A 22,279-nucleotide genomic window follows, 5' to 3' on the forward strand; every position below is an offset into this window, starting at 1 on the left:
CGACGGCAGACCCGGCGCCCGTCAGCGGCCCGCCGCCGACAGGCCGCCCACCAGAGCGCGCCCCCGGTCGAGGAAGGCGGCCGCGCGCGGGAAGTCGCGCAGCTGCTGTCCATAGTGCTCCAGCGTCAGCCCCACCGCGGCCGCCGGCACCCCGCGGCTGACCAGGATCTCCACCAGCCACTCGACGAATCCGGTGAACAGCGTCGCGTCGTCCACATACAGCGCGGCGGCCAGGAAGTCCAGGATGTAGCCGAGGTCGCTGATCGTGGAGTCGAGCTGCGCGGGGGTGTAGCCGGCCGTCGACGGCACCCGCTCCCGCAGGTCGGCCAGGGCGCTGTCGATCAGTTCGCCGCGCCGCTTGACCAGGCTGGCGTACTCGTCGTCGGCCAGGTGGTCCAGCCGCGCGGACGGCGCCTCGCGCAGCGCCCGCTCGTCGGCCACCAGGTCCGCCGCGGCCGGCGCGTCCGGCGCCCACGGCACACCGAGCACGCGGGCCCAGCGGCCGTCGTCTCCGAAGCCCCGGCCACCGACCACCACCGGCACGTCGGAGCGGCGGCACGCCTCCACCATCCGGTGGGCGTGCGGCAGCCGCATCGGCAGGGCGCAGGCGAGCGCCACCGCCTCCGCGTCGTAGCGGTGCAGGTAGGACACCAGGTGCGCGGCCGGGACGCTGGCGCCGAGGAAGACGACCTGCCAGCCGCGCAGCCGCAGCACCTCGGCCACCAGCCGGGCCGGCAGAGCGTGCCACTCACCGTCCATGCAGGCCATCACGACCCGCCCCCGGGTCGGGCGGGGATCGGCGTACGCGGCCACCGCGGCCACCACCCGCTCGCTGATGTGGGTGGCGGCGTGCTCCTGGGCGACGCTCCACTCGTTGCGGGCCCAGCGTTCGCCCACCTCGGCCTGGGCCGGGGCGACCAGGTCCAGCAGCACCCGTTCGGCCGGCACCCCCGCCTCCAGCAGCCCGCGGGCCACCGCCACGGCGGCGGACTCGTCGGCGTCGGCCAGGCACTCCAGGTAGCGGCCGAAGGCGCGGGCCGGGTCGGCCTCGACGGTTGGCACGGTCACACGGACCACTCCCTCGCTCACTCGGCCGCGGCCGGATCCGGCACGGCGCGCAGGTGGCGGGACACCCGCCCGGCCGGGCCGGTCGCCCGCAGCGCCAGCACCGCGATGTCGTCGTGTTCGCCGTGCGCGAGCCAGTCGCAGGTCACCTGCTCGACCCGCTCGGCCAGCGCCGGCGCCGGCATCCGGTGGCAGCCGACCACCGCGTTGAGCAGCCGCTCGGCGCCGAACTGCTCGTCGCCGCGCCGCCCGCCCCGCGCCTCGGTCACCCCGTCGCTGTAGAACAGGCAGGTCTCCCCCGGCGCCAGGTGCACTGTGACCTCGCCGATGCGGGGATCGGGCACCACGCCGATCAGCATGCCGCGCAACGGCACCACCTCGACGTCGCCGGACTCCCGCAGCACCAGCGGCGGCAGGTGCCCGCCACCGGCCAGGGTCAGGGTCAGGCCGCCGTCGCGGAGCGGGCGTGCCACACCGAGCACCATGGTGGCGAACCGGCCCTGCCCGTGCGCCTGGGTGGTCTCCAGCAGCGCGTCGTTGAGCAGCTTCAGAAGCCGCCCCGGCTGGGTCTCGACCCGGTGCAGCGCCTGGAGGCACTGGCGAAGCTGGCCGGTGAAGACGGCCGCCTCCACGCCCTTGCCCGACACGTCGCCGAGGAAGAAGACCGAGCCGCCGTCGGCGAGCCGGTGCGAGCCGTAGAAGTCGCCGCCGATGCGCAGCCCGGCCTGCGCCGGCCGGTACGCGGTGCCCCACTGCACGCCGGACGCGGGGGCCGGTTCGACCGGCAGCAGACTGGCCTGCAACGTGTCGGCGACCTCGGCCTGGTCGCGGTAGAGCATGGCGGTGGTCAGCGCCGCGCCGGCCCGGGCCGCGAACGCGCGGACCAGGTCCACGTCGGCCTCGTCGTACCAGCGGTCGGCGCGCCGGGCCACCAGCAGCGCGCCGGCCGGGGCCTCCCGGCCGGGCAGCGGCACCACCCGGGCGGTGGCGCCGGAGGCGTCCAGGCCGGGCAGCCAGCCCGCCTCGGCGGCCTGCTCGACCAGCCAGTCCAGCTCGTGCGGCTCGGCGCCGGACAGTCCGGCCTCGATGGCGGCGGGCAGCGCCGGGGCGGGCAGCACCCCGCTGTCCACCACCGGCGGCCGGTCGTCCGCGCGTACCGCACGCCACCAGCGGGCGCGGCCGGAGCGGGGAGCGAGCACCAGGACCGCCACGTCGGCCGCCGTGGGCACGGCCAGGCGGACCACGGCGGCGGCGGCCCGGTCCGGGTGCAGCGGGTTGCCGAGCTTCTCGCCGACCACGGCGAGGAACGCCGAGCGGGCCCGCTCGGCGAGCAGCGCGTCGGCCCGGCTGACGCTCTCGGTGACGTCGTCGACGTACCAGCAGCGCCGGCGGTGGGACAACCCGACCGGGCGTACGCGCAGCCGCCGCCCGTGGTGGGTGAACTCGGCCGGGCCGTCGCCGCGCAGCGGGGCCGGCCCGGCGGCGGCCAGCAGCTCGCCGGGCGTCACCTCGGGGATCAGCCGCTCCGCGACCGGGCTCACGTGCTGGACGACACCGACGGCGTCGCAGACCACCAGGCCCTCGCGGAAGTGCTCGACCACCTCGGACCAGTTCGAGACGGTGAGGTCACGGTCGGCTGCAAGCGGCGGCAGGGCGGACGGCTCCGGCGCGGCGGCGGACCACGCCGGAGCCCGTGCGGCGCTCGGCGTGGAGATCCGTCCGTCGCCCGGGTCGGCACCCCTGACGTCGGCAGCAGTCACCAGCTGAGCCCCACTCTCCTCGTCGACACCCGGGGGCGCCGGACCCGGCGCCTGTGGTCACGTCTTCCCGCCCACCCTACGCCGGTGTGCCGGGACCGCCACCCCACGGCGCTGCCGGCCCCGCTCGGGCGTTCAGCGAGGTGATGCCGCTGTTGTTACGATCCTGTCATCCCGGTCGGCGACCGGCAGCCCCGCGGAAAGGCATGACGTGGTTCCTCAACGGAGAAGGCCCGAGGCGAGCCCGCTGAGCGTCTCCGTGGATCGATCCGACCCGGCCGTCCCGGTGGTCGTCGTCGGCGGCGACCTGGCGTACGCCACTGCCGCCCCGCTGCGCGCCGAGGTCGAGAAACTGCTCGCCGGGTGCCCGGCGGCGCTGGTGTTCGACTTCGGTGACCTGCAGTTCATGGACAGCACCGGCCTGTCCGTGATCGTGCACGCCTGGCGGGAGGGCCAGCAGGCCGGCACCGTCATCGAGCTGCGCGCGGTCCCGCGCTTCCTGGAGACCATCCTCGACCTGACCGGCGTCACCGGCCTGCTCGACCGTTCGCCGGTCGACGACGCGCCCGGCCACCCGGCGCCGGATTCGACCGCGTCCGCGTGACCCCGGGGGTTTCCCGGCCGTGCCCGGCTGGGAACATGGATACGTGCCCTCCCAGACGCTGAGCATCGAGGTGGACCGGCTCGACGCCGGTTCCGCCCGGGTGCGGCTGGCCGGAGAGCTGGACTTCGACACCGCGCCGGAACTCGTCGACGTCGTGGCCGACCTGCGCCGCGACGGCCACCAGGAGCTGGAACTCGACTTCGCCGGGGTGCACCTCTGCGACTCCTCCGGCCTGAGCGCGCTCGTGGTGATCCACCGGGCCGGCACCGGGGCGGTCCGTCTGCTGAACCTGAACCCGCAGGTGCGGCAGCTGCTGGACCGCACCGGCCTGGCCGAACTGCTGGCCGCCCCGCCGCGCGACCTGACCGGCGAGGCCCGCGAGGTGGGCTGACCCGTCCGGCGAGGGCTGCCCCGACCGGCGAGGCCCGCCAGGCGGGCTGAGCGACCGGCGGACAGGGGTGGCCCCCGGCCCTGGGACCAGGGGCCGGGGGCCGGGAGGATGGCTCAGGCGGCGGGCGCGGTCTGCCGGTGCGGCGTCTCGCCGCGCGACTGCCCCGCGAGCGGAGGCTCGACGTCCTCCGGGGCGCCGGAATCGGGCGTCTGGAACAGATAACGGACGAAGTTCCCGCTCACGCCGTCGTCGTCCGCTCCGGGCCACTGCCCGACGCAGTCGACGCCGACCACCTCGCGTCCGCTGCCGTCGTGGTGCTCCAGCAGGGCCCAGAGGGTCACCGGGTAGGAGCGGGTGGCGTCCGGGCCGACCCGCCAGCGGGCGTACCAGCCGGGACGGGCGGGGACGATCTCCACGATCCGTTTCATGTCGACCTGCCCTTCCGCGTGCGTCGGAAGTTGTCCGGTCCGTTCGAGCCTGCCGCCCGCCGGGGTGAGCGCTCCTCACCCGCAGCGAATGAAGCGTCCGCCGGGCGGTCCGCCGTTACCTTCCCGGCAGCGCCGGGAACGCGGCAGGCGCAAGCGCAAACCGACCCAGGAACGAGGTGCGACGATGCGCAAGCAGATGGAGGGCGACAACCAGCGCCGCCGGGCCCTGGCCCGCGAGGCCCGTGAGCGAGGGCTGCGGCCGAGCCAGTTCGGCGCCAGCCTGAGCGCGTCCAAGCAGGTCACCTCGCTGGACCAGCACGAGCGGTCCGGCCCGCCGCCGGCGGGACGGCACAAGCCGGACAGCACCCGGGGTGGCCCCGCGCCGCCGCCGGTCGCCGTCGCGGAGCATCAGCGCCCGCTGCCGGACCCGAGGCCGCCGACCGGGGTCTCGATGGGCTACCGGGATCTCGTCGACGACGTGAGCCGGCGCGCCGGGGTGGACTTCACCACGGCCAAGGTCGCGGCGGAGGGCACCGTGCTGGCCCTGGCCAAGGCACTGGACGAGGCGGAACGGGAGCGGCTGCTGGAGGCGGTGCCGCTGAGCCTGCACGACGTGGTGCCGATGTACGGCCTGGAACCCCGCCGCGACCTGCCCGGCTTCCTGGCCGAGGTCGGCCGGTACAGCCGCCTCACCCCGGAGCAGGCGCGCTACCAGGCCGCGGCGACGCTCGCCGCGCTCGCCGAGGCCGACGCGGATCTGGTCGAGTCGCTGCGCGTACCCGACGAGTTGCGTGACCTGCTCGGGCCGACCGACTTCGGCGGCGGCCTGGTGGGCGCGTCCTCGGCCACCGCGCCGCTCACCGAGGCGGAGCTGCGCGACGCGCTCGCCACGCTGCCCTACTGGTCCAGCGACCGGCGGTCGCTCGTGCGCACGATCGAGCTGCCCGGCGGCAACCTGGACCGGGTGCTCGACCGGCTGGACCGGCTCAAGTCCGAGGTGGGGCGGTCGCCGCAGATCGGGCGGCCGGACCCGGACAACGCCGTGCTGACGGTCCGGACCCAGCAGGTCGACGGCGTGACGGCGGCGGACGTGGACCTCGCGCACCGGGTGGACGCGGCAGTCGACGAGGCCGGCGCCGGGATGGCGGCCGGCTGAGCCGGCGGCGGGACGGCTCCGGTCCCACGCGGGCCGGAGCCACCCGTGGCCGCGCGGTACCGTGTCCCGCCGTGGATCACGACGACGCCGAGACCCTGGAGATCGTGGTGGACCCGGCCCGCCCGTCCGGGCGCACGCTGCTGGCCGACGGGGTCGAGCAGTCGTACGTCGACGTGGCCGACGCCCGGTACCTGCACTTCGAGTACGTGCGGCGGATCGCCGCCGCGATCGACCTGGCCGCCCCGCGCGGCGCGGCGCTGACCGCGCTGCACCTCGGCGGGGGCGCGCTCACGCTGCCGCGCTGGCTCGCGCGCACCCGGCCCGGTTCGGCGCAGCGGGTGATCGAGCGCGATCCGGCCGTGATCGAGCTGGTCCGGCGGAAGCTGCCGCCGCTGCCGCCGGAGGTGGTGGTGGCACTCGGCGACGCCCGGGAGGCGGTCGCCGGGGCGCCGTCCGGGACGTACGACGTGGTGGTGGCCGACGTGTACCGGGCGGCCCGGATGCCGCCGCACGTCGCCGCGCTCGAGTTCGCGGCGCAGGTGGCCCGGGTGCTGCGCCCGGACGGCCTCTACCTGATCAACCTCACCGACCTGCCGCCGCTGGCGCACACCCGGGCACAGGTGGCCACGCTGCGCGCGGTCTTCGCCGACGTGTGTCTGGTCGCCGACCGGCGGATGCTGCGCGGCCGCCGGTACGGCAACGTGGTGCTGGCCGCCTCGCCCGCCGCGGGGCGGCTGCCGGTGGGCCGGCTCGCCACCCGCGTGGCCGCCGACCCGGTGCCCGGAACGGTGCTGCACGCCGGGACGCTCGACGCGTTCGCCGCCGGCGCCCTCCCGGTCACCGACGCCGACCTCGGCTGAGCCGGTTTCCTCATCGGTGTCGCGGGTAGCCGCGCCGGATGAGCGCCGCCGAGGACCGGTCCACCGCGCGCCGGACGCTGATCGTGATCGGTCTGGTCCTCGCCACGGTGGTCGGGCTGGCGCTGGTCTGGGCCACCCGGCGGGTGCTGGTGTGGGGGCTGGTGGCGGTGTTCTTCGCGGTCGCCCTCAAACCGCTCGTGGACCGTCTCGAACGGCGGGTACGCCGCCGCGCGCTCGCCACGCTGCTGGTGTTCCTGGCCGCGTTCGCGCTGTTCGCCGCCGTCGGCGCGCTGATCGTGGTGCCGCTGGTGGACGAGGTGGGCCGGTTCGCCGACCGGGCGCCGGAGCTGGTACGCGAGGCGCAGGCCGGGCAGGGGCCGCTCGGGCGGCTGCTGGACCGCTTCCACCTGCTCCGGTACGCCGAACCCGGCCAGCTCCGCCGGTACGGCGCCCGGCTCGGCGACCCGACGGTCGGGGTGGTCCGCAGCGTGGCCCAGGCGGTCGTCGCCCTGATCACGGTGGTCGTGCTGGCGTACCTGATGGTCCTGGAGGCGCCGAGGATCGTGGCCGCCACGCTGCGGCTGGCCGGCGACGGCCCGGCGGCGCGGCTGCGGCGCATCGGGCGCGACTCGTCCCGGATCGTCACCGGCTACCTGAGCGGCAACCTGCTGATCAGCGTGATCTGCGGGGGCCTGACGTTCGTCGTGCTGTTTCTGCTCGGTGTGCCGTTCGCCGCGGTGATCGCGCTGACGGTCGCCGTGTTCGACCTGATCCCGCTCGTCGGCGCCACGCTCGGGGCGATCGCCGCGGCCGGCGCGGCGTTCCTGCACTCCCCCACCGACGGCGTCGTGGTGCTGGTCTTCTTCGTGATCTACCAGCAGGTGGAGAACCATCTGCTGCAACCGGTCATCATGGCCCGCGCGGTCCGGCTGAACCCGTTGACGGTGCTGGTCAGCGTGCTGCTGTCGGCCGAGCTGGCCGGGCTGGTGGGCGCGCTGCTGGCGATCCCGGCGGCCGGCATCGCGCAGGTGCTGCTGCGCGAGTTCGTGCCGGCCGGGCGCCAGGCCCTGCCGCGGCCCGCCGACGGCGAACCGGCGGGTCCGCCCCGCACCGGTCCGGCCGCCGGTTCGATCGCGACGGAGCAGCCGCGGGCCGGCGGCGCCGGTGCGGCGGAACGGCCGCCGGCCGGCGGGTGAGAGGCGGCCGGCCGGTGCGTGCGGCGCTCAGCGGCGGCGGACCAGCTCCGGTGACTCGCTCTCCAGCGGCACCGCGTTGGCCGGCACCAGGCCGAGCTGCACCGCGGGCCGGGGCAGCGTCGCGTCCAGCGCCCAGTCCGCCGCGACCCGGGGACGGTTGCCCGGCATGGCCAGCAGGTGGTAGCCCCGGGTGACGGCCTTGGCCGGCAGCCCGGCCAGCGGCACCTTGAGCGGGTTCGCCGCCGCGTCCTTGCCGCCCAGGTCCACCACCCAGCCCAGGTCGTGGTGCTTGTACGACTTGCGCACGCCCTGCCCGTACGAGGCGGCGATGTTGTGCGCGGCCAGTTTGCCCTGGCGCTGCGCGTGCTGCGCGGTCATCGCGCACACCTGCCCGGGGCGGGTCGGGTCGGGCACGGCGGCGGCGTCGCCGCAGGCGAACACCTCCGGGTAGCCGGGGACGTTGAGGAACTCGTCGACCACGAGCCGGCCCTTCTCGGTGCGCAGCCCCAGTTCGGCCACGAACGGGTCGGGGCGTACGCCGACGCACCAGATGAGGCTGCACGTCGGGACGTACTCGCCGTCGGTGAGCATCACCCCGTCCGGGGTGGCCTCGGCGACCGAGGTGCCCATCCGTACGTCCACGCCGCGCTTGCGCAGCACCCGGTCGGCGGTGACCGACATCCTCCGGTCCAGTTCGGGCAGCACCCGGGGCGCCACGTCCAGCAGCATCCAGCGCGGCCGGACCGACAGGTGCGGGCGCTGGGCCATCAGCCGGTCGGTGAACAGCTGCCCGTGCGCGGCGACCTCGGTGCCGGTGTAGCCCGCGCCGACCACCACGAACGTGGTGCGGGCCCGCTGCTCGGCCGGATCCTCGGTCAGCTCGGCCAGCTCGACCTGCCGGACCACGTGGTCGTGCACGTACAGCGCCTCGGGCAGGCCGCGGAAGCCGTGGGCGTACTCGGTCACGCCGGGGATCGGCAGCAGCTTGTTGACACTGCCGACGCTGAGCACGAGCCGGTCGTACGCGAGCTGCCCGTGTTCGCCCTCGACCGAGCGGTAGCCCACCCACCGGTTCTGCAGGTCGACCCGGTCGGCCTCGCCGACCACCACGCGGACGCCGTCGAGCGTGCCGGCGAGCGGCACCGCGATCCGGGTCGGCTCCACCACACCGGCCGCCACCTCGGGCAGCAGCGGCAGGTAGAGGAAGTAGTCGGTCGTGTTCAGCAGGACGATCTCGGCCCGGTCGCGGGCCAGTCGGCGCAACGTCTTGGCCGCGTGGTACCCGGCGAACCCGGCCCCCACGATCACCACCCGTGGTTTCGTCATGCCTTCTGCCGTTCCCGGGCAGACCTGCGACAAACGTACCCATGATCCATCCATCGGCAGCTATATGGACATTCCTCGTGATCGGCGCGAGGATGCCGGGATGGGAAACCACGAGACCGCCGAGGGCCGGCCCACGAGGTCCAGCCGGCGTACCTTCCTGACCGCCTCCGCCGCGGCCACCGCCGCCGCCGTCGCCACCCCGGTCACCGCCGCCCCGGCCGCCGCCGCGACCGGCGCGCCGCCGGGTCCGGGCCGTCCGGCCCGGCCGCAGCGGCCCGACCGGGAGCTGACCGCGCTGCTGCGCGAGATCGACAGCCGCCGGATCGAGGCCGTCGTGCGCCGGCTCGCCGCGTTCGGCACCCGCCACACCCTGTCCAGCCAGACCGATCCGGTACGCGGCATCGGCGCCGCCCGCGACTGGATCCACGCCCAGCTCTCCGGGTACGCGGCCGCGTCCGGCGGCCGGATGAGCGTCGAACTCCAGTCGTACGTGCAGCAGCCCGCCTCCCGCATCCCCGTCCCGACCACCGTCACCAACGTGGTGGCGACCCTGCGCGGCGACGTCACGCCCGAGCGGGTGTACGTCATCACCGGCCACTACGACTCCCGGGCGACCGACGTGATGGACGCGGCCGGCGACGCGCCCGGCGCCGACGACGACGCATCCGGCGTGGCGGTCGTGATGGAACTGGCCCGGGTGCTGTCCACCCGCCGCACCGAGGCCACCGTCGTGCTCGCCGCCGTGGCCGCCGAGGAGCAGGGACTGTACGGCTCGGCGTACCTGGCCGCGCAGTTGAAGGCGGCCGGCGCCGACGTCCAGGCCATGTTCAGCAACGACATCGTCGGGTCCAGCACGGCCGACGACGGCACCCGCGACCCGCGTACCGTGCGGTTGTTCGCCGAGGGCGTGCCCACCGCCGAGACCCCGGCCGAGGCGAGCGTGCGGCAGTCCGTCGGCGGCGAGAACGACTCGCCGTCACGGCAGCTCGCCCGGTTCGTCACCGACGTGGCCGAGAACTCCGCCACCGGCATGGACGTACGCGTCATCTACCGGCGGGACCGCTACCTGCGCGGCAGCGACCACATCTCGTTCCTGCGCGAGGGGTGGCCGGCCGGCCGGTTCACCGAGCCGAACGAGGACTTCGCCCACCAGCACCAGGACGTGCGGGTCGTCGACGGGGTGCAGTACGGCGACCTGCCCGAGTTCTGCGACTTCGGCTACATCACCCGGGTGGCGCGGGTGAACGCCGCGACGCTGTGGTCGCTGGCCCAGGCGCCGGGTACGCCCAAGGGCGTCACGGTGGTGACCACGAACCTGACCAACGACACCACCCTGCGGTGGCAGCGCGGGCCCGAGCCGGACCTGGCCGGGTACGAGGTGGTGTGGCGGGAGACCACCGCCGACCGGTGGCAGAAGGTGCTGCCGGTCGGCGACGTCACGGAGGTGACGATCGACCTGTCCAAGGACAACGTGTTCTTCGGCGTACGGGCGGTGGACCGGGCCGGGCACCGCAGCCCGGTCGCGTTCCCGAAGCCCGGTAGCTGACAGTCCTTTCGACGGTCACCCCGGCGCCGGGCGGCTCAGTCCGGCGCCGGGGCGGCCGGCGCGGTGATCGCCCAGCGTTCGTGGTCGCGCCACGCGCCGTCGATGAACAGGTACTCCGGCGAGAACCCCTCCAGCCGGAAGCCGAGCCGGCGCGCCAGCCGCTTCGACGGCTCGTTGCCGGGCTGGATGTTCGCCTCCAGCCGGTGCAGTCCCAGCGGCCCGAACGCGTACTCGATCACCAGCCGCACCCCCGCCGAGGCGTGCCCGGTGCCCGCGTACGGGCGGAACGCCGCGTATCCGAGGTAACCGCCACGCAACGCGCCGAGCACGATGCCGCTGATGTTCGCGTAACCGGCGATCTGGCCGGTGGCCCGGTCGCAGAACAGGAACCCGGAGCTGTCCCGCGCCCGGATCCTGCGCAGGTACGCCGCGTACCGCTGTGCGTCATCGGGCGCGGACAGCCACGGATGGTGCAGGTCGCGGCTGCGCCGGGCGGCGGCGACGAACTCCGCCTCGTCGGCCGGACGGGGACGGCGGATGGCGACGCGTCCGTCACTGCGCAGATATCGCACAGCTCCACTCTCGGCCACCGCCCCCCACCCGCCCCACCCGGGGTGCACTCCCCCGCCACCACCCCCCACCCCAAGCCTCCCGGGCATCCCACACTCCCGCGATCTTGCACTTGACGCCCGCGTGATGTCCGCTTTGCGTGGGGTTCACCGGAGACCAAGATGCAAGATCGCGCGGTGATGCAGTCCGCTCGGGCGACGGCGCGACGGGTTTGGTGAGTTGTGTCCGGTTCGGTGTGGGGGCGTGGCTGTGGTCGGTGCCATCGTGAGGGTGGAATCGCTGGCGGGCGCGGGGCGTTGTACATGGCTGACCGCCCAGGCACCAGGGCCGAGCGCCGGACACCGGCCCGCCCGGCACCCACGGCAAGTCGGGGAATCGGCCCGGCCCGGTCGTCGTTACATCCCCGAGCGACGGGCACCCCGCCGCCGGCGGGAATGACCCCGGCCCGGCCGTCGTTACACCCCCGAGCCGCGGAGCAGGCCCCCCGGGCCGCCCGTGTGCCAGCCCTTCGACGGGCACCCCCCAAGACTCTTTCCCCTCGCGCGGCACCCCCGCCGCGCTTTTCCCCCGACCAGGGAGGCAACCATCATGGCTACCACTCTGCTGCGTAAGACCGTGCTGACCGCTGCCGGTATCGCCGCCACCGCCGGTGGCATCGCCGGCCCCGCGATCGCCGCCCACGCCGCCCCCGCCGAGAAGGCCGCCGTCGTGGCCGACCGCAAGGGCGGTCACGGTGAGCGTGAACTCGACGTGCGCTACGAGGCCCAGCCCAACTTCTACTTCTGCGGCCCCGCCGCCGCCCGCAACGCCCTGTCCGTACAGGGCAAGAACATCGACGTCCACGCCATGGCCCGCGAGATGGGCACCACCGAGGCCGGCACCGACAGCATCAACGACATCACCCCCGTGCTGAACAAGGAGACCGGCGCCAAGAACGCCTACAAGTCGGTCGAGATCAGCACCCCCAAGGCCGACGACAAGCAGACCGACACCCTGCGCACCGACGTCGTCAAGACCGTCGACGCCGGCCGGGCCGTCGTCGCCAACATCGCCGGCACCGCCACCGACACCGACGGCAACACCCACTCCTTCGAAGGCGGCCACTACATCAGCGTCATCGGCTACCGCGACGACGGCCACACCGTCACCATCGCCGACAGCGCCGACCCCGACACCGCCACCTACCGGATGAGCATCGACAACCTCGCCGACTGGATCGCCACCCGCGGCTACAGCACCAGCTGAGAACACCCGCCCCACAGCAAGACCAAGGGCCCGACCCCACCACAGGGGTCGGGCCCTTGTCGTGCGTATCCAACGGCTGCCTGCCGGTCACCTCGCCGTCACGCCGGTGTCGTCACCCGGACGGGTCGCTCCACCACGCTGGGTCGCGCCGGATCGTCCGGGCGACCGCGAAGGAGCAGCAGTGGCAGCCGAGGAGGCGACGCACCGCCCACCGACCACGCACCGCCCACCCGCGGCGAGCCGCCCCGACGTGAGCGTCGTCGTGCCGGTCTACAACACGCTGCGCTACCTGCGGTCCTGCCTCGACTCGGTGCTGCGGCAGACCATCGGGCCGGACCGGATGGAGATCGTGGCGGTGGACGACGGGTCCACCGACGGCAGCGGTCGCCTGCTGGACCGGTACGCCGCGAAGCACCCCGGCACGGTGCGGGTGGTCCACCAGCCCAACTCCGGTGGCCCGGCGGCGCCCTGCAACCGAGGACTGGACCTGGCCACCGGCCGGTACGTCTTCTTCCTCGGCTCCGACGACCGGCTCGGCCCGGAAGCCCTCGAACGTCTTGTCGCCGCCGCCGACCGGTACGGCTCGGACGTGGTGCTCGGCAAGGTGGTCGGCGTCAACGGCCGGCACGTCTTCTCCGACGTGTTCGCCGGCGGCAACGCTGTCGACGTGAGCCTGTACGACTCGGCGCTGCCGTGGTCGCTGGCGAACACGAAGCTGTTCCGGCGCGACCTCGTGGACCGGCTCGGGCTGCGGTTCCCGGAGGACATGCCGGTGCTCAGCGACCAGCCGTTCACGCTCGCCGCCTGCTACCACGCCCGGCGGATCTCCGTGCTCGCCGACTACGACTACTACCACGCGGTACGCCGGCTGGACGCCCGCAACATCACCTACCACAGCCGGATCGAGCAGCGCCTGGTCAGCGTGGAGCGGCTGTTCGCGTACGTGACCGACCTGATCCCCGCCGGAGCGCGCCGGGACGCGGTGCTGCGCCGCCACGCCGGGCTGGAACTGGCCAACCTGGTCGGCGACGACTTCCGGCACCTGGCCCGGGCCGCGCAGGAGCGGGTGCACGCCACAGTCGCCCGGCTGGTGCGGCGGCACGTCACCGACGGCCTGCGGGACCGGCTCGACATCGAGGCCCGGCTGCGCCTGGGCGCGGTGACAGCGGGCGGGGTCGACGACCTGCTGGCGGTCATCGAGCAGGACAGCGGCCGGGGCGTACCGGCGACGGTGTTCGCCGGTGACCGGTGGCACGCGGGCTACCCGGGTGCCCCGGCGCGGTGGACCGACGTCACCGACGTGCGCGCCGACTGGTTGGCGCGGCTGGACACCGTCGACGTGAGCTGGGCCGACGGGCACACGCTGACAGTGACCACGCGTAGCCCGTACCCCCGGTTCGCCACGGAGGCCGGGCCGGTGCGGATGCTGGCCGGTCCGGTCGTGGGTGCCACCCGGATGGACGCCGGCGATCCGGCCGGCCGCACGCTCCGCACGGACTTCGCCCTCGACCGGCTCCTGGCCGCCAGCTCCGCCAGCGGGCAGCGCCACCCGGTCCGGGCCGAGGTGGACGGCGGTCACGGACGCGGCGGCGCCGCGGTGCGCGCGCCGCGGCTCGCCGCCGGGCGGCCCCGGCTGCTGCGGCGCGGAGCCCGGCTGTACGGGGTGGCGGCGACAGTCGACCCGCGCAACGGTCAGCTCGTGCTGTCGGTGGTGCCGGTGACTGTGGGGCAGCTCGTCGGGCGGCTGCGCCGGCGCGGGCGGCGCGGCCCGGCCGGGGCGCAGGCGTCAGGGCACGGCGTGGACGCCCTGCTCGGCCGCCACGGACACCTGGAGGTAGGTGGTGCCGCGCAGGTCCAGCCAGGCCCGCTGCGGCGCGCGGACCAGCCGCACCATCACCCCGGAGCAGGCAGGGCAGCGCCCGACCAGGCCAGGGGCGTGCGAGTAGACGTGCAGCCCGGCCATCGGGCCGGTCATCCCGCAGGTGTCGCAGCGGCCGGTGGTGGCGCTCAGGTCGACGGCGAGCAACTCGCGCAACGGCCCGTCGAGCATGTTGCCATCCAGGTAGGACAGGTCGGTCATACGCCCTCCTCGGGTCCTCAGCCGGTCGGGCCGAACCGTTCGGTCCGCACGCGCCGGGTCGGGTGACCCAGCCCCACCAGCAGGTCGGCCACGGTCTCCACGAATCCGGTGGGCCCGCACACGTAGCACAGCGGCTCCAGGTCGGGCGGCCAGCCGTGGCTGTTCACGTCGGCCAGGCCGATCCGGTGCGGCTCGCCGCGCCAGCCGTCGGGCGCGGACCGGGTGTAGACGTACGCGACGTCGAGGCCCTGGTCGTCGCGGGCGCGGCGGCGCAGCTCGCCGGCGTAGATGACGTCGTCGGGGGTGCGCACCGAGTAGACGAGCCGGAACGGCGTCCGGCTGCCCGCGGCCCGGCGTGCGCAGATCATCGCCATCAGCGGCACGACGCCGGATCCGCCGCCGACCAGCAGCACCGGCGCGGTGTCGTCGGTACGCCAGACGAACCAGCCGCCGACCGGGCCGCGTACCTCCAGCGGGTCGCCCTCGGCGTAGGTGTCGGTCAGGTACGGCGACACCTCGCCGTCGGGCACCCGCTGCACCGTCACCTCGATCCGCTCGCCGTCGGCGGGGCCGGCCAGCGAGTACGACCGGGCGGCCTGGTAGCCGTCCTCGGCGGTCAGGCGCAGGTCGACGTGCTGCCCGGGCAGGTGCCCGGGCCAGCCGGGCACGTCCAGCACCAGTGTCTGCGCGGTGGGCGTCTCGATCCGCCGCTCGACCAGCCGGGCGACCCGCCACATCAGCGGCGCGACGCGGCGGCCCTGCGCCTGCGCGGTCACGTCAGTCGCCCTGGTAGCGCTGCTCGCGCCACGGGTCGCCGTAGTCGTGGTAGCCGGCGGTCTCCCAGAAGCCGGGCCGGTCGTCGACGAGCAGCCGGATCCCGTGCACCCACTTCGCCGACTTCCACAGGTACAGGTGCGGTACGAGCAGCCGCGCCGGGCCGCCGTGCTCGGCCGGCAGCGGCCCACCGTCGTACGTGTGCACCACCCACGCCCGCCCGCCGCGCAGGTCGTCCAGCGGCAGGTTCGTGGTGTAGCCGCCGTACGAGTGAGCCAGCGCGTACCGGGCGCCGGTGTCGACGCCGTCGAGCAGCGTGTCCAGGGAGACGCCCTGCCAGGTGGTGCCGAGCTTGGACCAGCGGGTGACGCAGTGCAGGTCCACCGTCGGGGTGTCCTGCGGCAGGCTCATCAGCTCGTCCCAGGACCAGCGGTACTCCGCGCCGGTCTCGCTGGTCAGCACGAACTCCCAGGTGTCGAGGGAGACGCGGGGCGTCGGGCCGGCGGAGAGCACGGGGAAGTCCTCGGTGAGGTACTGCCCCGGCGGCAGGTCGGGCGCGGACGAACGGGGCCGGCCCTGGAAGCCGGGCGAGACGATTCCCACCCGTCAGTCGTACCACCGCCGGTCGCGCCGGGGCAGGGGTTCCCACCGAGTCAGGCGGAACCTCCGCCCGACGCCCCGTGCACGACGGTGCGCTTGCCGTCGCCGCTGTTGCGGGTGGCCCGCAGGCTGGTGATGGTGACGACCACCAGGACACCGATGATCACGCCGAGCGAGGCGAGCGTCGGGATCTCCGGCACGCCCTTCCAGATGCCGTGCGCCCAGTGCAGGCCGAGCTTGACGCCGATGAACGCCAGGATGACGGCCAGGCCGTAGCTGAGGTGCACGAGCCGGCTCAGCGCGGCGTGCAGCACGAAGTAGAGCGCCCGCAGGCCCAGCAGCGCGAACGCGTTGGTGGCGAAGACCAGGTACGGGTCCTCGGTGATGCCGTAGACGGCGGGCACCGAGTCGACGGCGAACACGATGTCCGTGGCCAGCACGGCGACCACGACGAGTGCGAACGGCGTGAGCGCCCGCCGGCCGGCCTGCCGGATCGTCATCCGGGTGCCGTGGTACTCGTGGACCACCGGCATGATCTTGCGGAGCAGCCGGACCGACCGCATCTTGTTGATGTCGACCTCCTGCTCGTGCCCGGAGAGGGCGTCGCGCAGCAGCTTGACCGCGGTGGCGATCAGGATGAGCGCGAACAGCAGGAAGGCGAAGTCGAGCGTCTGGAGCGCGGCGGCGCCGAGCGCGATGAACACACCGCGCAGCACCAGGGCGCCGGCGATGCCGTAGAGCAGCACCCGCTGGGCGAGCACCGCGGGCACCGCGAACGCGGCCAGCAGCAGCATGAAGACGAACAGGTTGTCGACCGAGAGGGACTTCTCGACCAGGTAACCGGTGAGGTACTCGATGCCCTGCTGGCTGCCGTAGCGGGACCAGATCCAGGCGCCGAAGGCCAGCGGCAGGGCGATGTAGAAGGCCGACCAGCCCAGCGCCTCACGGATCGAGACCTCGTGCGGCTTTCTGGTGACCAGGAAGTCGAGCGCCAGCAGGACGAGCACGCCGACGATCGTCACGGCCCACAGCGTGGGCGTGCCGACAGACGACAACTCGGCCGCGGCCAGGGGCGACAATTCGGGCATGGGGCCTCCTCGAACACCGTGTCATGTTCGAGGTCTCCTTCACCCACGTTTTCGTGGGCAACCACCCGGGGCTCGCCTCGGCGGCTTGCCGTACTGACCGGAATGATTCGTGGGAAGTACTCCCCTCGCGTGGACAAGGCTAGGTCACGGCGGGACCGGACGCCAAGTCGGGCCACCGGTTGATTGCCCTGGTCAACCGCTGCACGGCGGCGGAGGGCATGGCGCCAGGTCACCCGGGCCCCTATGGTGACGCGCGTGACCAACCAGGGACCACTGACCGGCGTACGGGTGATCGAGCTGGCCGGCATCGGCCCCGGTCCGTTCGCGGCGATGATGCTGGCCGACCTCGGCGCCGACGTGGTGCGCGTCGACCGGCCCGGCGGTGGAGGGTTCGGCGCCTTCCCCGGCGACCTGCTCAACCGCAACCGCCGCTCGATCGCGGTGGACCTGAAGCAGCCCGAGGGGCGCGACCTGGTGCTCACCCTGGTCGCCGGCGCGGACGCGCTGGTGGAGGGCTTCCGGCCCGGGGTGACCGAACGACTCGGCCTCGGCCCGGACGACTGCCTCGCCGCCAATCCCCGCCTGGTGTACGGGCGGATGACCGGCTGGGGGCAGGACGGGCCGCTGGCCCACACCGCCGGGCACGACATCGGCTACCTGGCGCTGACCGGCGCGCTGCACGGCGTGGGCCGGGCCGGTCAGCGCCCGGTGCCGCCGATGAACCTGCTCGGCGACTACGGCGGCGGGGGCATGATGCTGGCGCTCGGCGTGGTCGCGGCACTGTACGCGGTGCGCGGCGGCGCGCCCGGCCAGGTGGTCGACGCGGCCATCGTGGACGGCGTGTCGGTGCTGGCCACCCAGATCCACGCGCTGCGCGGCATCGGCCTGTGGCAGGACCGGCGCGGGGTGAACCTGCTCGACGGCGGCGCGCCGTTCTACGACACGTACGAGTGCGCCGACGGGCGGTACGTCGCGGTGGGCGCGCTGGAGCCGCAGTTCTACGCCGAACTGGTCCGCCTCACCGGCTTCTCGCTCGACGGCGGCGACGGCCCGGCGGACGGCGGCGCGGCGGACGGCGATGCGGCGCTGGACCGGAACGATCCGGCGAACTGGCCGGCGCTGCGGGCCGCCTGGGCGCGGCTGTTCCGCACCCGGACCCGGGACGAGTGGACGGAACTGCTGGCCGGCACCGACGCCTGCGTGGCGCCCGTGCTCGAGTGGGCCGAGGCGCCGGCGCATCCGCACCTGCGCGCGCGGGAGGTCTTCGTGGCTCCGGACGGCGTCACCCAGCCCGCGCCGGCGCCGCGCTTCTCGGCCACCCCGACCTCTGTCCGGCGCCCACCGCCGTCCCCGGGCGAGCACACCGACGAGGTGCTCGCCGACGCCGGGATCGACGCCGACCGCATCGCCGCGCTGCGCGCCGCCGGTGTGATCGGCTGACCGTCCGCGAACCGGCTCAGCGGCGGTTCGCGGTGGCCGGGGCCAGCGCCGGTTCGACCATGTCCCGGTAGTCGCGCGGGAACTGGACCACGACCTCCTGGAACTCCCCGCCCCGGATCGCCTCGCGCATCGTGACGAACACCGCGCGTACCGCGTCCCGGGCGGTGTTCTCGTCGCAGTCCGCCCGGCGGGCGACCCGGGCGACGAACTCCGCCGCGCCGAACCGTTCGGCCGCCTCGTCGCGCGGATACGGGCTGAGCAGCCCCTGCAGTGGCTTCGGCAGCTGCGCGGCGAGGTCGAGCACCTCGCCGCCGGTCAGCCGCTCGGCGAACGTCTCCAGCGTGGCCCCGGTGAGCGTGGCGGCCCGGTCCTCGCTGGTGCCGGTGAGCCGGGCGACCCGGCTCACGAAGGTCAGGTAGTGCATCCGTGGTACCCCCTTCGGTGCGCCCACCGCGGCTACCCGCGACGGCGCATCGGAAACGGCGCCGGTCACCAGGGCGAGAACGGCGGCGGGATTTCCGCGTTCGCGGGCGTGAGCGGCGGCGCGACGGGTAACCGCCGCCCGGTCATGACCGCGACTACTGCCACGAGGAGCCCGACCCATGGCGAGTTACACGGATGTCCTTGAGTACCTGTCCGCGCTGGACTACCCGGCCGGCAAGGACGACGTCATCCGGGAGGCGGAACGGGAGGGCGCGCCGCCGGACGTGTTGCGGGCGCTGCGCGCGCTGCCCCCGGTGGACTACGCCAACGGCACCGAGGTGGCCCGCTCGGCCGGCATCGACGCGGCTCCCGAGGTGAGCCCTTCGCAGCGCGCGGCGCAGGCCCGGGACAACCACCTGCGCGTGTCGCAGCACCTGCGCGGCATCTGAGCACGGCGGCGGGCCGGCGGGCGACACGGCCGCCGGCCTCTGTGCGTGCTGGACAAGCCCGGCGTACGACAGTCGCGGGTGGGCGGTCGTGCGCACTCCCGTGTGCCCGTCGGCACGCCCTGGACAGGCGAGCGCCCCGGGTCACGAACCGCGACCTGGGGCGCCCCGCAGCACCTGCCCTCCGCGGTTCACGCCCGAACCGGGTCGCGACCGCAGAGCGGTGAGATGTTCGCCCGAACCGGGCGGGCATCGCTGCCACGATCATCATACGACGCGGCATCAGCCGAACGGGTGAGAATCGCGGAAGTGTGTCCGGGCGCACGTGCACGCTCAGGCGGTCACCTCGGCGTACCGCCGCTCCAGGTCCACTCGCGCCAGCGCTCCGACCAGCCACGACAGTTGCTCCGACTCGCCGCTGCCGGTCAGTCCGGCGAGGTCGCGGGCGGTGCGGCCCAGCCCGAGCCGCCGGGCCGCCGCGAGCGCCCGCCGGTCGGCAACCGGCGCCGCCTCGCGCCACAGCGCCTGCGCCTCGCGCAGGAACAGGTCGCGCACCTCGTCGTCCACTCCGGGCAGCGCGGTCAGCAGCCGCCGCTCCTCACCCGGATCCTGGTGCGCGGCGGTCCGCAGCCGGCGCAGGTCGCCCCGGTACGTCTCGACCACAGTGCGGGCCAGGTCGCCGAGAGTGTCGGCGACCCCGGCCAGGTCACCGCGCAGTCCGGCGGCGCGCAGCACGCGTACCCGGTCCTCGTGCCGGGAGCGGGCCATCCGGGCCGCGGTGTCCCAGCCGGCGTCACGCAGCGCGGTGGCGGCGTCGACGGCCCGGTGGAAGTCGCCCCGGCGGGCCAGCAGGACGGCCAGGTACAGCACCTGGAACAACTGGGCCGGGTTGTTCGTCACCCGGAACCCGAAGCACTCGGCGAACCCGCGGCCGTCGCCGGCGAGCCGGCGGGCGAGCCGCTTCTTGTCCGCGACGTCGCGCGGGGCGGTCTGTGTCGGCATGCCGCCGACTACCCGGGCGGCGGCGCGGCATTCGGGTACGACGGTCAGCCGCGTACGTCGCCGCCGCGGTCGCGGGCCTTGAGCCGGGTGGTGGGCAGCGCGGGCGCGGGCAGCGGTGGTGCCGCGTCGTCGGCGACCACGCCGAAGCGGCGGCCGGCCATCCAGTCCTCCCGGGCGGCCACCACCTCCTCGTGCGAGCGGCCGACGAAGTTCCACCACATCACCAGCGGCTCCTCGAACGGGGTGCCGCCGAGCAGCAGCAGCCGGGTGCCCGGCTCGGCGCGCAGGGTCAGCGCGCGCCGCCCGAGGCCCAGGTAGAGCAGCGCGCCGGGAGCCAGCGCCGTGCCGTCGCACTCGGCGGCCCCGGACATGGCCAGCAGCCCGTACTCGAAGTCCGGACGCAGCGGCAGCGTGGCCGGCGCCGGCCCGCGGACCTCGATCTGCGCGCCGACCAGTGGGGTGTGCACGACCGCGGGCGAGCGTTCCCCGCCGAGGTCGCCGACGAGCAGCGTGACGTCCAGGTCGCCGTCGCGGAAGCGGGGCAGGTCGGCGTGGTGGGCGAAGTCCGGGTCACCGGCCCGGGCCGGGTCGGGCAGCGCCACCCACAGCTGCACGCCGTGCATCAGCGGCGGATGCCCCAGCGGGGAGCGCTCGGAGTGGGCGATGCCGCGCCCGGAGGTCATCACGTTGAGCTGACCCGGGCGGATGGGCTGCACGTTGCCGAGGCTGTCGCGGTGCAGGATCTCCCCGTCGAGCAGCCAGGTGACGGTCTGGAGCCCGGTGTGCGGGTGCGGCGGCACCTCCATGCCGGGCCGGTCGGCCACGTCGTCGGGCCCGAAGTGGTCGACGAAGCACCAGGCACCGACCATCCGGCGCTGCCGCTGCGGCAGCAGCCGGCGCACGGTGGTGTAGCGGCCGAGCGGGACGTCGTGGCCGGGCAGCAGCACGCTGCTCGGGTCGGTCGGGCCGACGCCCGGTGGGAGCGTCTGCGCGGGCAGGGATTCGGTGCGGTCCACCGCCCGACTGTACGCTCACGCCGCGGTGACGCTCACCGCGTTCGCGCCCCCGACCAGGTCGAGGTAGAGCCGGTCGGCGGCACGGTCCCAGCCCGGCGAGCTGACCAGGTCACCGGCGGCGATCCCGCCGCGCCGCTCGTCGTACAGGGTCAGGGAGCCGGCACCGGTGACCACCCGCACCCGGGCCGGCGGCCCGCCGGGCACGGTGACGGTGAGTTCGCTGACCCCGCCGGTCATCCGGACGGTGAGCGAGCCGTCGATCCGCGGCAGCAGCAGCCGGGTACGCGACGCGCCGCCGACCAGGTCGACCCCGGCGAGCCGGGCTTCGCCCAGGTCGAGGCGCTGCTCGCTGACGCCGCCGATCAGCCGCAGGCGCCAGGTGACCCGGGAGTTGAGCACCACCTCGACGGCGGCCGGGCCGGGGCGGCCGTTCTCCTCGATCCGCAGCCGGACCCGGTCGCCCACGAGCTGCGGGCGCGGCGTCACGCCCGAGCCGTCCGGCGCGCCGATCCGGTAGAGGTCGTCGCCGAGGTCGGCGGCCCGCAGCGTGAACCGGGCCAGCCCGTCGACCAGCTCGAACTGGGCCCGCTGCCGGTCGCCGCGGGGCGGGGCGACGGTCTCCGCGCCGGCCACCTCGGCGGTGCCCGCCCCGTCCGAGCCACCGCTCCCGGTGACCGGTGACGGCGGCGCGCCGCCGGAGAAGACCACGCCGAGACGGGCCGGGTTGGACAGCGTCACCGCCACCGCCACCGCGCCGAGCACCACCACCAGCACCGCGGCGGCGGCCAGCAACCGGGCTCCGCCGGACCACCGAGGCCGGGCCAGGTCGGGGTCGTCCTCGGATGCGGTCATGGTCGTCCCCTCTCGCCGGTCCCCACCAGGTCATACGTCCGCGTCGGCGTCCCGGTTCATTCCCGCCCCGGTGCGCGCGCGCACCTTGTCGGCACACGTGGCCAGCACCGCGTGCGCGTCCAGGCCGAGACTCTCGATGGCGACCAGCGCGGTGAACGCCACGTCGGCCAGTTCGGCGGCGACCTCCTCGCGGGTGTGCGTCACCCCCTTGCGCGGGTTCTGCCCGAGCAGGCCGATCCAGGCCGCGGCGACCTCACCGGCCTCCTCGCCGACCTTGAGGATGCGACAGGTCAGTTCGGTGTCGCCGCGGCCGTTCGCGGCGTCGAGCCAGGCGCGCGCGTCCCGCGCCGTCGTCCAGATGGTGGCGTCCACGCCGACCAGTGAACCCCACCCCGGCACCGTTCGTATCCTGGG

23 protein-coding genes and 1 pseudogene are annotated in these 22,279 nt (G+C 74.8%); 10 read left to right on the forward strand and 14 right to left on the reverse strand.

Translation table 11 applies throughout. The features are described from left to right. Positions 1–21: 21 nt before the first annotated feature. Positions 22–1,068, reverse strand: a complete 1,047-nt coding sequence (locus ABIH81_RS25530; protein WP_349877410.1) for a cobalamin-dependent protein — start codon at positions 1,066–1,068, stop codon at positions 22–24. Positions 1,069–1,085: 17 nt separating this feature from the next. After that, the gene (locus ABIH81_RS25535) at positions 1,086–2,825 is read right to left on the reverse strand and encodes a PP2C family protein-serine/threonine phosphatase (protein ID WP_349877411.1); all 1,740 of its coding nucleotides are present in this window, start codon (positions 2,823–2,825) and stop codon (positions 1,086–1,088) included. A gap of 256 nt (positions 2,826–3,081) precedes the next feature. Here ABIH81_RS25535 and ABIH81_RS25540 point away from each other — a divergent pair, with 256 nt between their 5' ends. Both ABIH81_RS25540 and ABIH81_RS25545 read left to right on the forward strand, forming a co-directional pair. Further along, complete coding sequence (locus ABIH81_RS25540) at positions 3,082–3,426, forward strand: STAS domain-containing protein (protein WP_349877412.1); 345 nt, start codon at positions 3,082–3,084, stop codon at positions 3,424–3,426. A 43-nt stretch (positions 3,427–3,469) separates the two neighbouring features. Continuing rightward, entirely contained in the window at positions 3,470–3,817 is a 348-nt protein-coding gene (locus ABIH81_RS25545) for an STAS domain-containing protein (protein ID WP_349877413.1), read from the forward strand. 113 nt (positions 3,818–3,930) lie between these two features. On the opposite strand, the gene ABIH81_RS25550 is transcribed toward ABIH81_RS25545, so the two are convergent. Then, positions 3,931–4,245: a hypothetical protein gene (locus tag ABIH81_RS25550; protein ID WP_349877414.1), complete on the reverse strand. Its 315-nt coding sequence runs from the start codon at positions 4,243–4,245 to the stop codon at positions 3,931–3,933. Positions 4,246–4,429: 184 nt separating this feature from the next. Between ABIH81_RS25550 and ABIH81_RS25555 the strand changes: the two genes are divergently transcribed. From ABIH81_RS25555 to ABIH81_RS25565, 3 genes are all read left to right on the forward strand, one after another. After that, the gene (locus ABIH81_RS25555; protein WP_349877415.1) at positions 4,430–5,401 is read left to right on the forward strand and encodes a DUF2267 domain-containing protein; all 972 of its coding nucleotides are present in this window, start codon (positions 4,430–4,432) and stop codon (positions 5,399–5,401) included. Between the two features lie 71 nt (positions 5,402–5,472). Further along, positions 5,473–6,261 (forward strand): fused MFS/spermidine synthase, encoded by a 789-nt coding sequence (locus ABIH81_RS25560; RefSeq protein WP_349877416.1) that lies wholly within the window; start codon positions 5,473–5,475, stop codon positions 6,259–6,261. A 38-nt stretch (positions 6,262–6,299) separates the two neighbouring features. Further along, on the forward strand, positions 6,300–7,457 hold the full coding sequence (locus tag ABIH81_RS25565) for an AI-2E family transporter (protein ID WP_349877417.1): 1,158 nt from the start codon (positions 6,300–6,302) through the stop codon (positions 7,455–7,457). A gap of 27 nt (positions 7,458–7,484) precedes the next feature. On the opposite strand, the gene ABIH81_RS25570 is transcribed toward ABIH81_RS25565, so the two are convergent. After that, on the reverse strand, positions 7,485–8,783 hold the full coding sequence (locus tag ABIH81_RS25570) for an NAD(P)/FAD-dependent oxidoreductase (RefSeq protein WP_349877418.1): 1,299 nt from the start codon (positions 8,781–8,783) through the stop codon (positions 7,485–7,487). Between the two features lie 100 nt (positions 8,784–8,883). Here ABIH81_RS25570 and ABIH81_RS25575 point away from each other — a divergent pair, with 100 nt between their 5' ends. Then, positions 8,884–10,329 (forward strand): M20/M25/M40 family metallo-hydrolase, encoded by a 1,446-nt coding sequence (locus ABIH81_RS25575; RefSeq protein WP_349877419.1) that lies wholly within the window; start codon positions 8,884–8,886, stop codon positions 10,327–10,329. A gap of 35 nt (positions 10,330–10,364) precedes the next feature. Here ABIH81_RS25575 and ABIH81_RS25580 read toward each other — a convergent pair whose 3' ends face one another. Continuing rightward, positions 10,365–10,901, reverse strand: coding sequence for a GNAT family protein (locus ABIH81_RS25580; protein ID WP_349877420.1), 537 nt, complete (start codon positions 10,899–10,901; stop codon positions 10,365–10,367). 586 nt (positions 10,902–11,487) lie between these two features. Here ABIH81_RS25580 and ABIH81_RS25585 point away from each other — a divergent pair. Together ABIH81_RS25585 and ABIH81_RS25590 are read left to right on the forward strand one after the other, a co-directional pair. Further along, positions 11,488–12,144, forward strand: coding sequence for a C39 family peptidase (locus tag ABIH81_RS25585; RefSeq protein WP_349877421.1), 657 nt, complete (start codon positions 11,488–11,490; stop codon positions 12,142–12,144). A gap of 181 nt (positions 12,145–12,325) precedes the next feature. Next, positions 12,326–13,894, forward strand: a pseudogene (locus tag ABIH81_RS25590) (glycosyltransferase family 2 protein); the annotation flags it as partial. Positions 13,895–13,930: 36 nt separating this feature from the next. Here ABIH81_RS25590 and ABIH81_RS25595 read toward each other — a convergent pair. The 4 genes from ABIH81_RS25595 to ABIH81_RS25610 are packed head-to-tail and all read right to left on the reverse strand — an operon-like array spanning position 13,931 to position 16,686. Further along, on the reverse strand, positions 13,931–14,224 hold the full coding sequence (locus tag ABIH81_RS25595; RefSeq protein WP_349881197.1) for a DUF6510 family protein: 294 nt from the start codon (positions 14,222–14,224) through the stop codon (positions 13,931–13,933). 17 nt (positions 14,225–14,241) lie between these two features. After that, positions 14,242–14,961, reverse strand: a complete 720-nt coding sequence (locus ABIH81_RS25600; RefSeq protein WP_349881198.1) for a ferredoxin reductase — start codon at positions 14,959–14,961, stop codon at positions 14,242–14,244. A gap of 40 nt (positions 14,962–15,001) precedes the next feature. Next, entirely contained in the window at positions 15,002–15,601 is a 600-nt protein-coding gene (locus tag ABIH81_RS25605; protein ID WP_349877422.1) for a sulfite oxidase-like oxidoreductase, read from the reverse strand. 50 nt (positions 15,602–15,651) lie between these two features. Continuing rightward, on the reverse strand, positions 15,652–16,686 hold the full coding sequence (locus ABIH81_RS25610; protein WP_349877423.1) for a TerC/Alx family metal homeostasis membrane protein: 1,035 nt from the start codon (positions 16,684–16,686) through the stop codon (positions 15,652–15,654). A 243-nt stretch (positions 16,687–16,929) separates the two neighbouring features. On the opposite strand from ABIH81_RS25610, the gene ABIH81_RS25615 reads away from it, so the two are divergent. Then, positions 16,930–18,126: a CaiB/BaiF CoA-transferase family protein gene (locus tag ABIH81_RS25615; protein WP_349877424.1), complete on the forward strand. Its 1,197-nt coding sequence runs from the start codon at positions 16,930–16,932 to the stop codon at positions 18,124–18,126. 16 nt (positions 18,127–18,142) lie between these two features. On the opposite strand, the gene ABIH81_RS25620 is transcribed toward ABIH81_RS25615, so the two are convergent. Continuing rightward, on the reverse strand, positions 18,143–18,550 hold the full coding sequence (locus ABIH81_RS25620) for a DUF2267 domain-containing protein (protein WP_349877425.1): 408 nt from the start codon (positions 18,548–18,550) through the stop codon (positions 18,143–18,145). A 178-nt stretch (positions 18,551–18,728) separates the two neighbouring features. Between ABIH81_RS25620 and ABIH81_RS25625 the strand changes: the two genes are divergently transcribed. Then, the gene (locus tag ABIH81_RS25625) at positions 18,729–18,998 is read left to right on the forward strand and encodes a DUF2795 domain-containing protein (protein WP_349877426.1); all 270 of its coding nucleotides are present in this window, start codon (positions 18,729–18,731) and stop codon (positions 18,996–18,998) included. Between the two features lie 330 nt (positions 18,999–19,328). Here the strand turns inward: ABIH81_RS25625 and ABIH81_RS25630 are convergent, their stop codons facing one another. The 4 genes from ABIH81_RS25630 to ABIH81_RS25645 are packed head-to-tail and all read right to left on the reverse strand — an operon-like array spanning position 19,329 to position 22,237. Beyond that, complete coding sequence (locus tag ABIH81_RS25630; RefSeq protein ID WP_349877427.1) at positions 19,329–19,997, reverse strand: hypothetical protein; 669 nt, start codon at positions 19,995–19,997, stop codon at positions 19,329–19,331. A gap of 44 nt (positions 19,998–20,041) precedes the next feature. Next, complete coding sequence (locus ABIH81_RS25635) at positions 20,042–21,013, reverse strand: pirin family protein (RefSeq protein ID WP_349877428.1); 972 nt, start codon at positions 21,011–21,013, stop codon at positions 20,042–20,044. A gap of 15 nt (positions 21,014–21,028) precedes the next feature. Then, the gene (locus tag ABIH81_RS25640) at positions 21,029–21,865 is read right to left on the reverse strand and encodes a hypothetical protein (RefSeq protein WP_349877429.1); all 837 of its coding nucleotides are present in this window, start codon (positions 21,863–21,865) and stop codon (positions 21,029–21,031) included. Positions 21,866–21,895: 30 nt separating this feature from the next. Then, positions 21,896–22,237 carry a MazG-like family protein gene (locus tag ABIH81_RS25645; protein WP_349877430.1) on the reverse strand — a complete coding sequence of 114 codons (342 nt, stop codon included), beginning with the start codon at positions 22,235–22,237 and terminating at the stop codon, positions 21,896–21,898. Positions 22,238–22,279 lie beyond the last annotated feature (42 nt).

Source organism: Micromonospora sp. HUAS YX12, assembly GCF_040215685.1.
Classification (GTDB): Bacteria; Actinomycetota; Actinomycetes; order Mycobacteriales; family Micromonosporaceae; genus Micromonospora; species Micromonospora tulbaghiae.

Bases quoted from the DNA above. Each gene is read 5' to 3' on its own strand.
- ABIH81_RS25600 (WP_349881198.1), bottom strand. From the start codon at position 14,961: ATGTGGCGGGTCGCCCGGCTGGTCGAGCGGCGGATCGAGACGCCCACC.
- ABIH81_RS25610 (WP_349877423.1), bottom strand. From the start codon at position 16,686: ATGCCCGAATTGTCGCCCCTGGCCGCGGCCGAGTTGTCGTCTGTCGGC.
- ABIH81_RS25565 (WP_349877417.1), top strand. From the start codon at position 6,300: ATGAGCGCCGCCGAGGACCGGTCCACCGCGCGCCGGACGCTGATCGTG.
- ABIH81_RS25550 (WP_349877414.1), bottom strand. From the start codon at position 4,245: ATGAAACGGATCGTGGAGATCGTCCCCGCCCGTCCCGGCTGGTACGCC.
- ABIH81_RS25575 (WP_349877419.1), top strand. From the start codon at position 8,884: ATGGGAAACCACGAGACCGCCGAGGGCCGGCCCACGAGGTCCAGCCGG.
- ABIH81_RS25630 (WP_349877427.1), bottom strand. From the start codon at position 19,997: ATGCCGACACAGACCGCCCCGCGCGACGTCGCGGACAAGAAGCGGCTC.
- ABIH81_RS25555 (WP_349877415.1), top strand. From the start codon at position 4,430: ATGCGCAAGCAGATGGAGGGCGACAACCAGCGCCGCCGGGCCCTGGCC.
- ABIH81_RS25640 (WP_349877429.1), bottom strand. From the start codon at position 21,865: ATGACCGCATCCGAGGACGACCCCGACCTGGCCCGGCCTCGGTGGTCC.
- ABIH81_RS25595 (WP_349881197.1), bottom strand. From the start codon at position 14,224: ATGACCGACCTGTCCTACCTGGATGGCAACATGCTCGACGGGCCGTTG.
- ABIH81_RS25570 (WP_349877418.1), bottom strand. From the start codon at position 8,783: ATGACGAAACCACGGGTGGTGATCGTGGGGGCCGGGTTCGCCGGGTAC.
- ABIH81_RS25620 (WP_349877425.1), bottom strand. From the start codon at position 18,550: ATGCACTACCTGACCTTCGTGAGCCGGGTCGCCCGGCTCACCGGCACC.
- ABIH81_RS25585 (WP_349877421.1), top strand. From the start codon at position 11,488: ATGGCTACCACTCTGCTGCGTAAGACCGTGCTGACCGCTGCCGGTATC.
- ABIH81_RS25615 (WP_349877424.1), top strand. From the start codon at position 16,930: ATGGTGACGCGCGTGACCAACCAGGGACCACTGACCGGCGTACGGGTG.
- ABIH81_RS25625 (WP_349877426.1), top strand. From the start codon at position 18,729: ATGGCGAGTTACACGGATGTCCTTGAGTACCTGTCCGCGCTGGACTAC.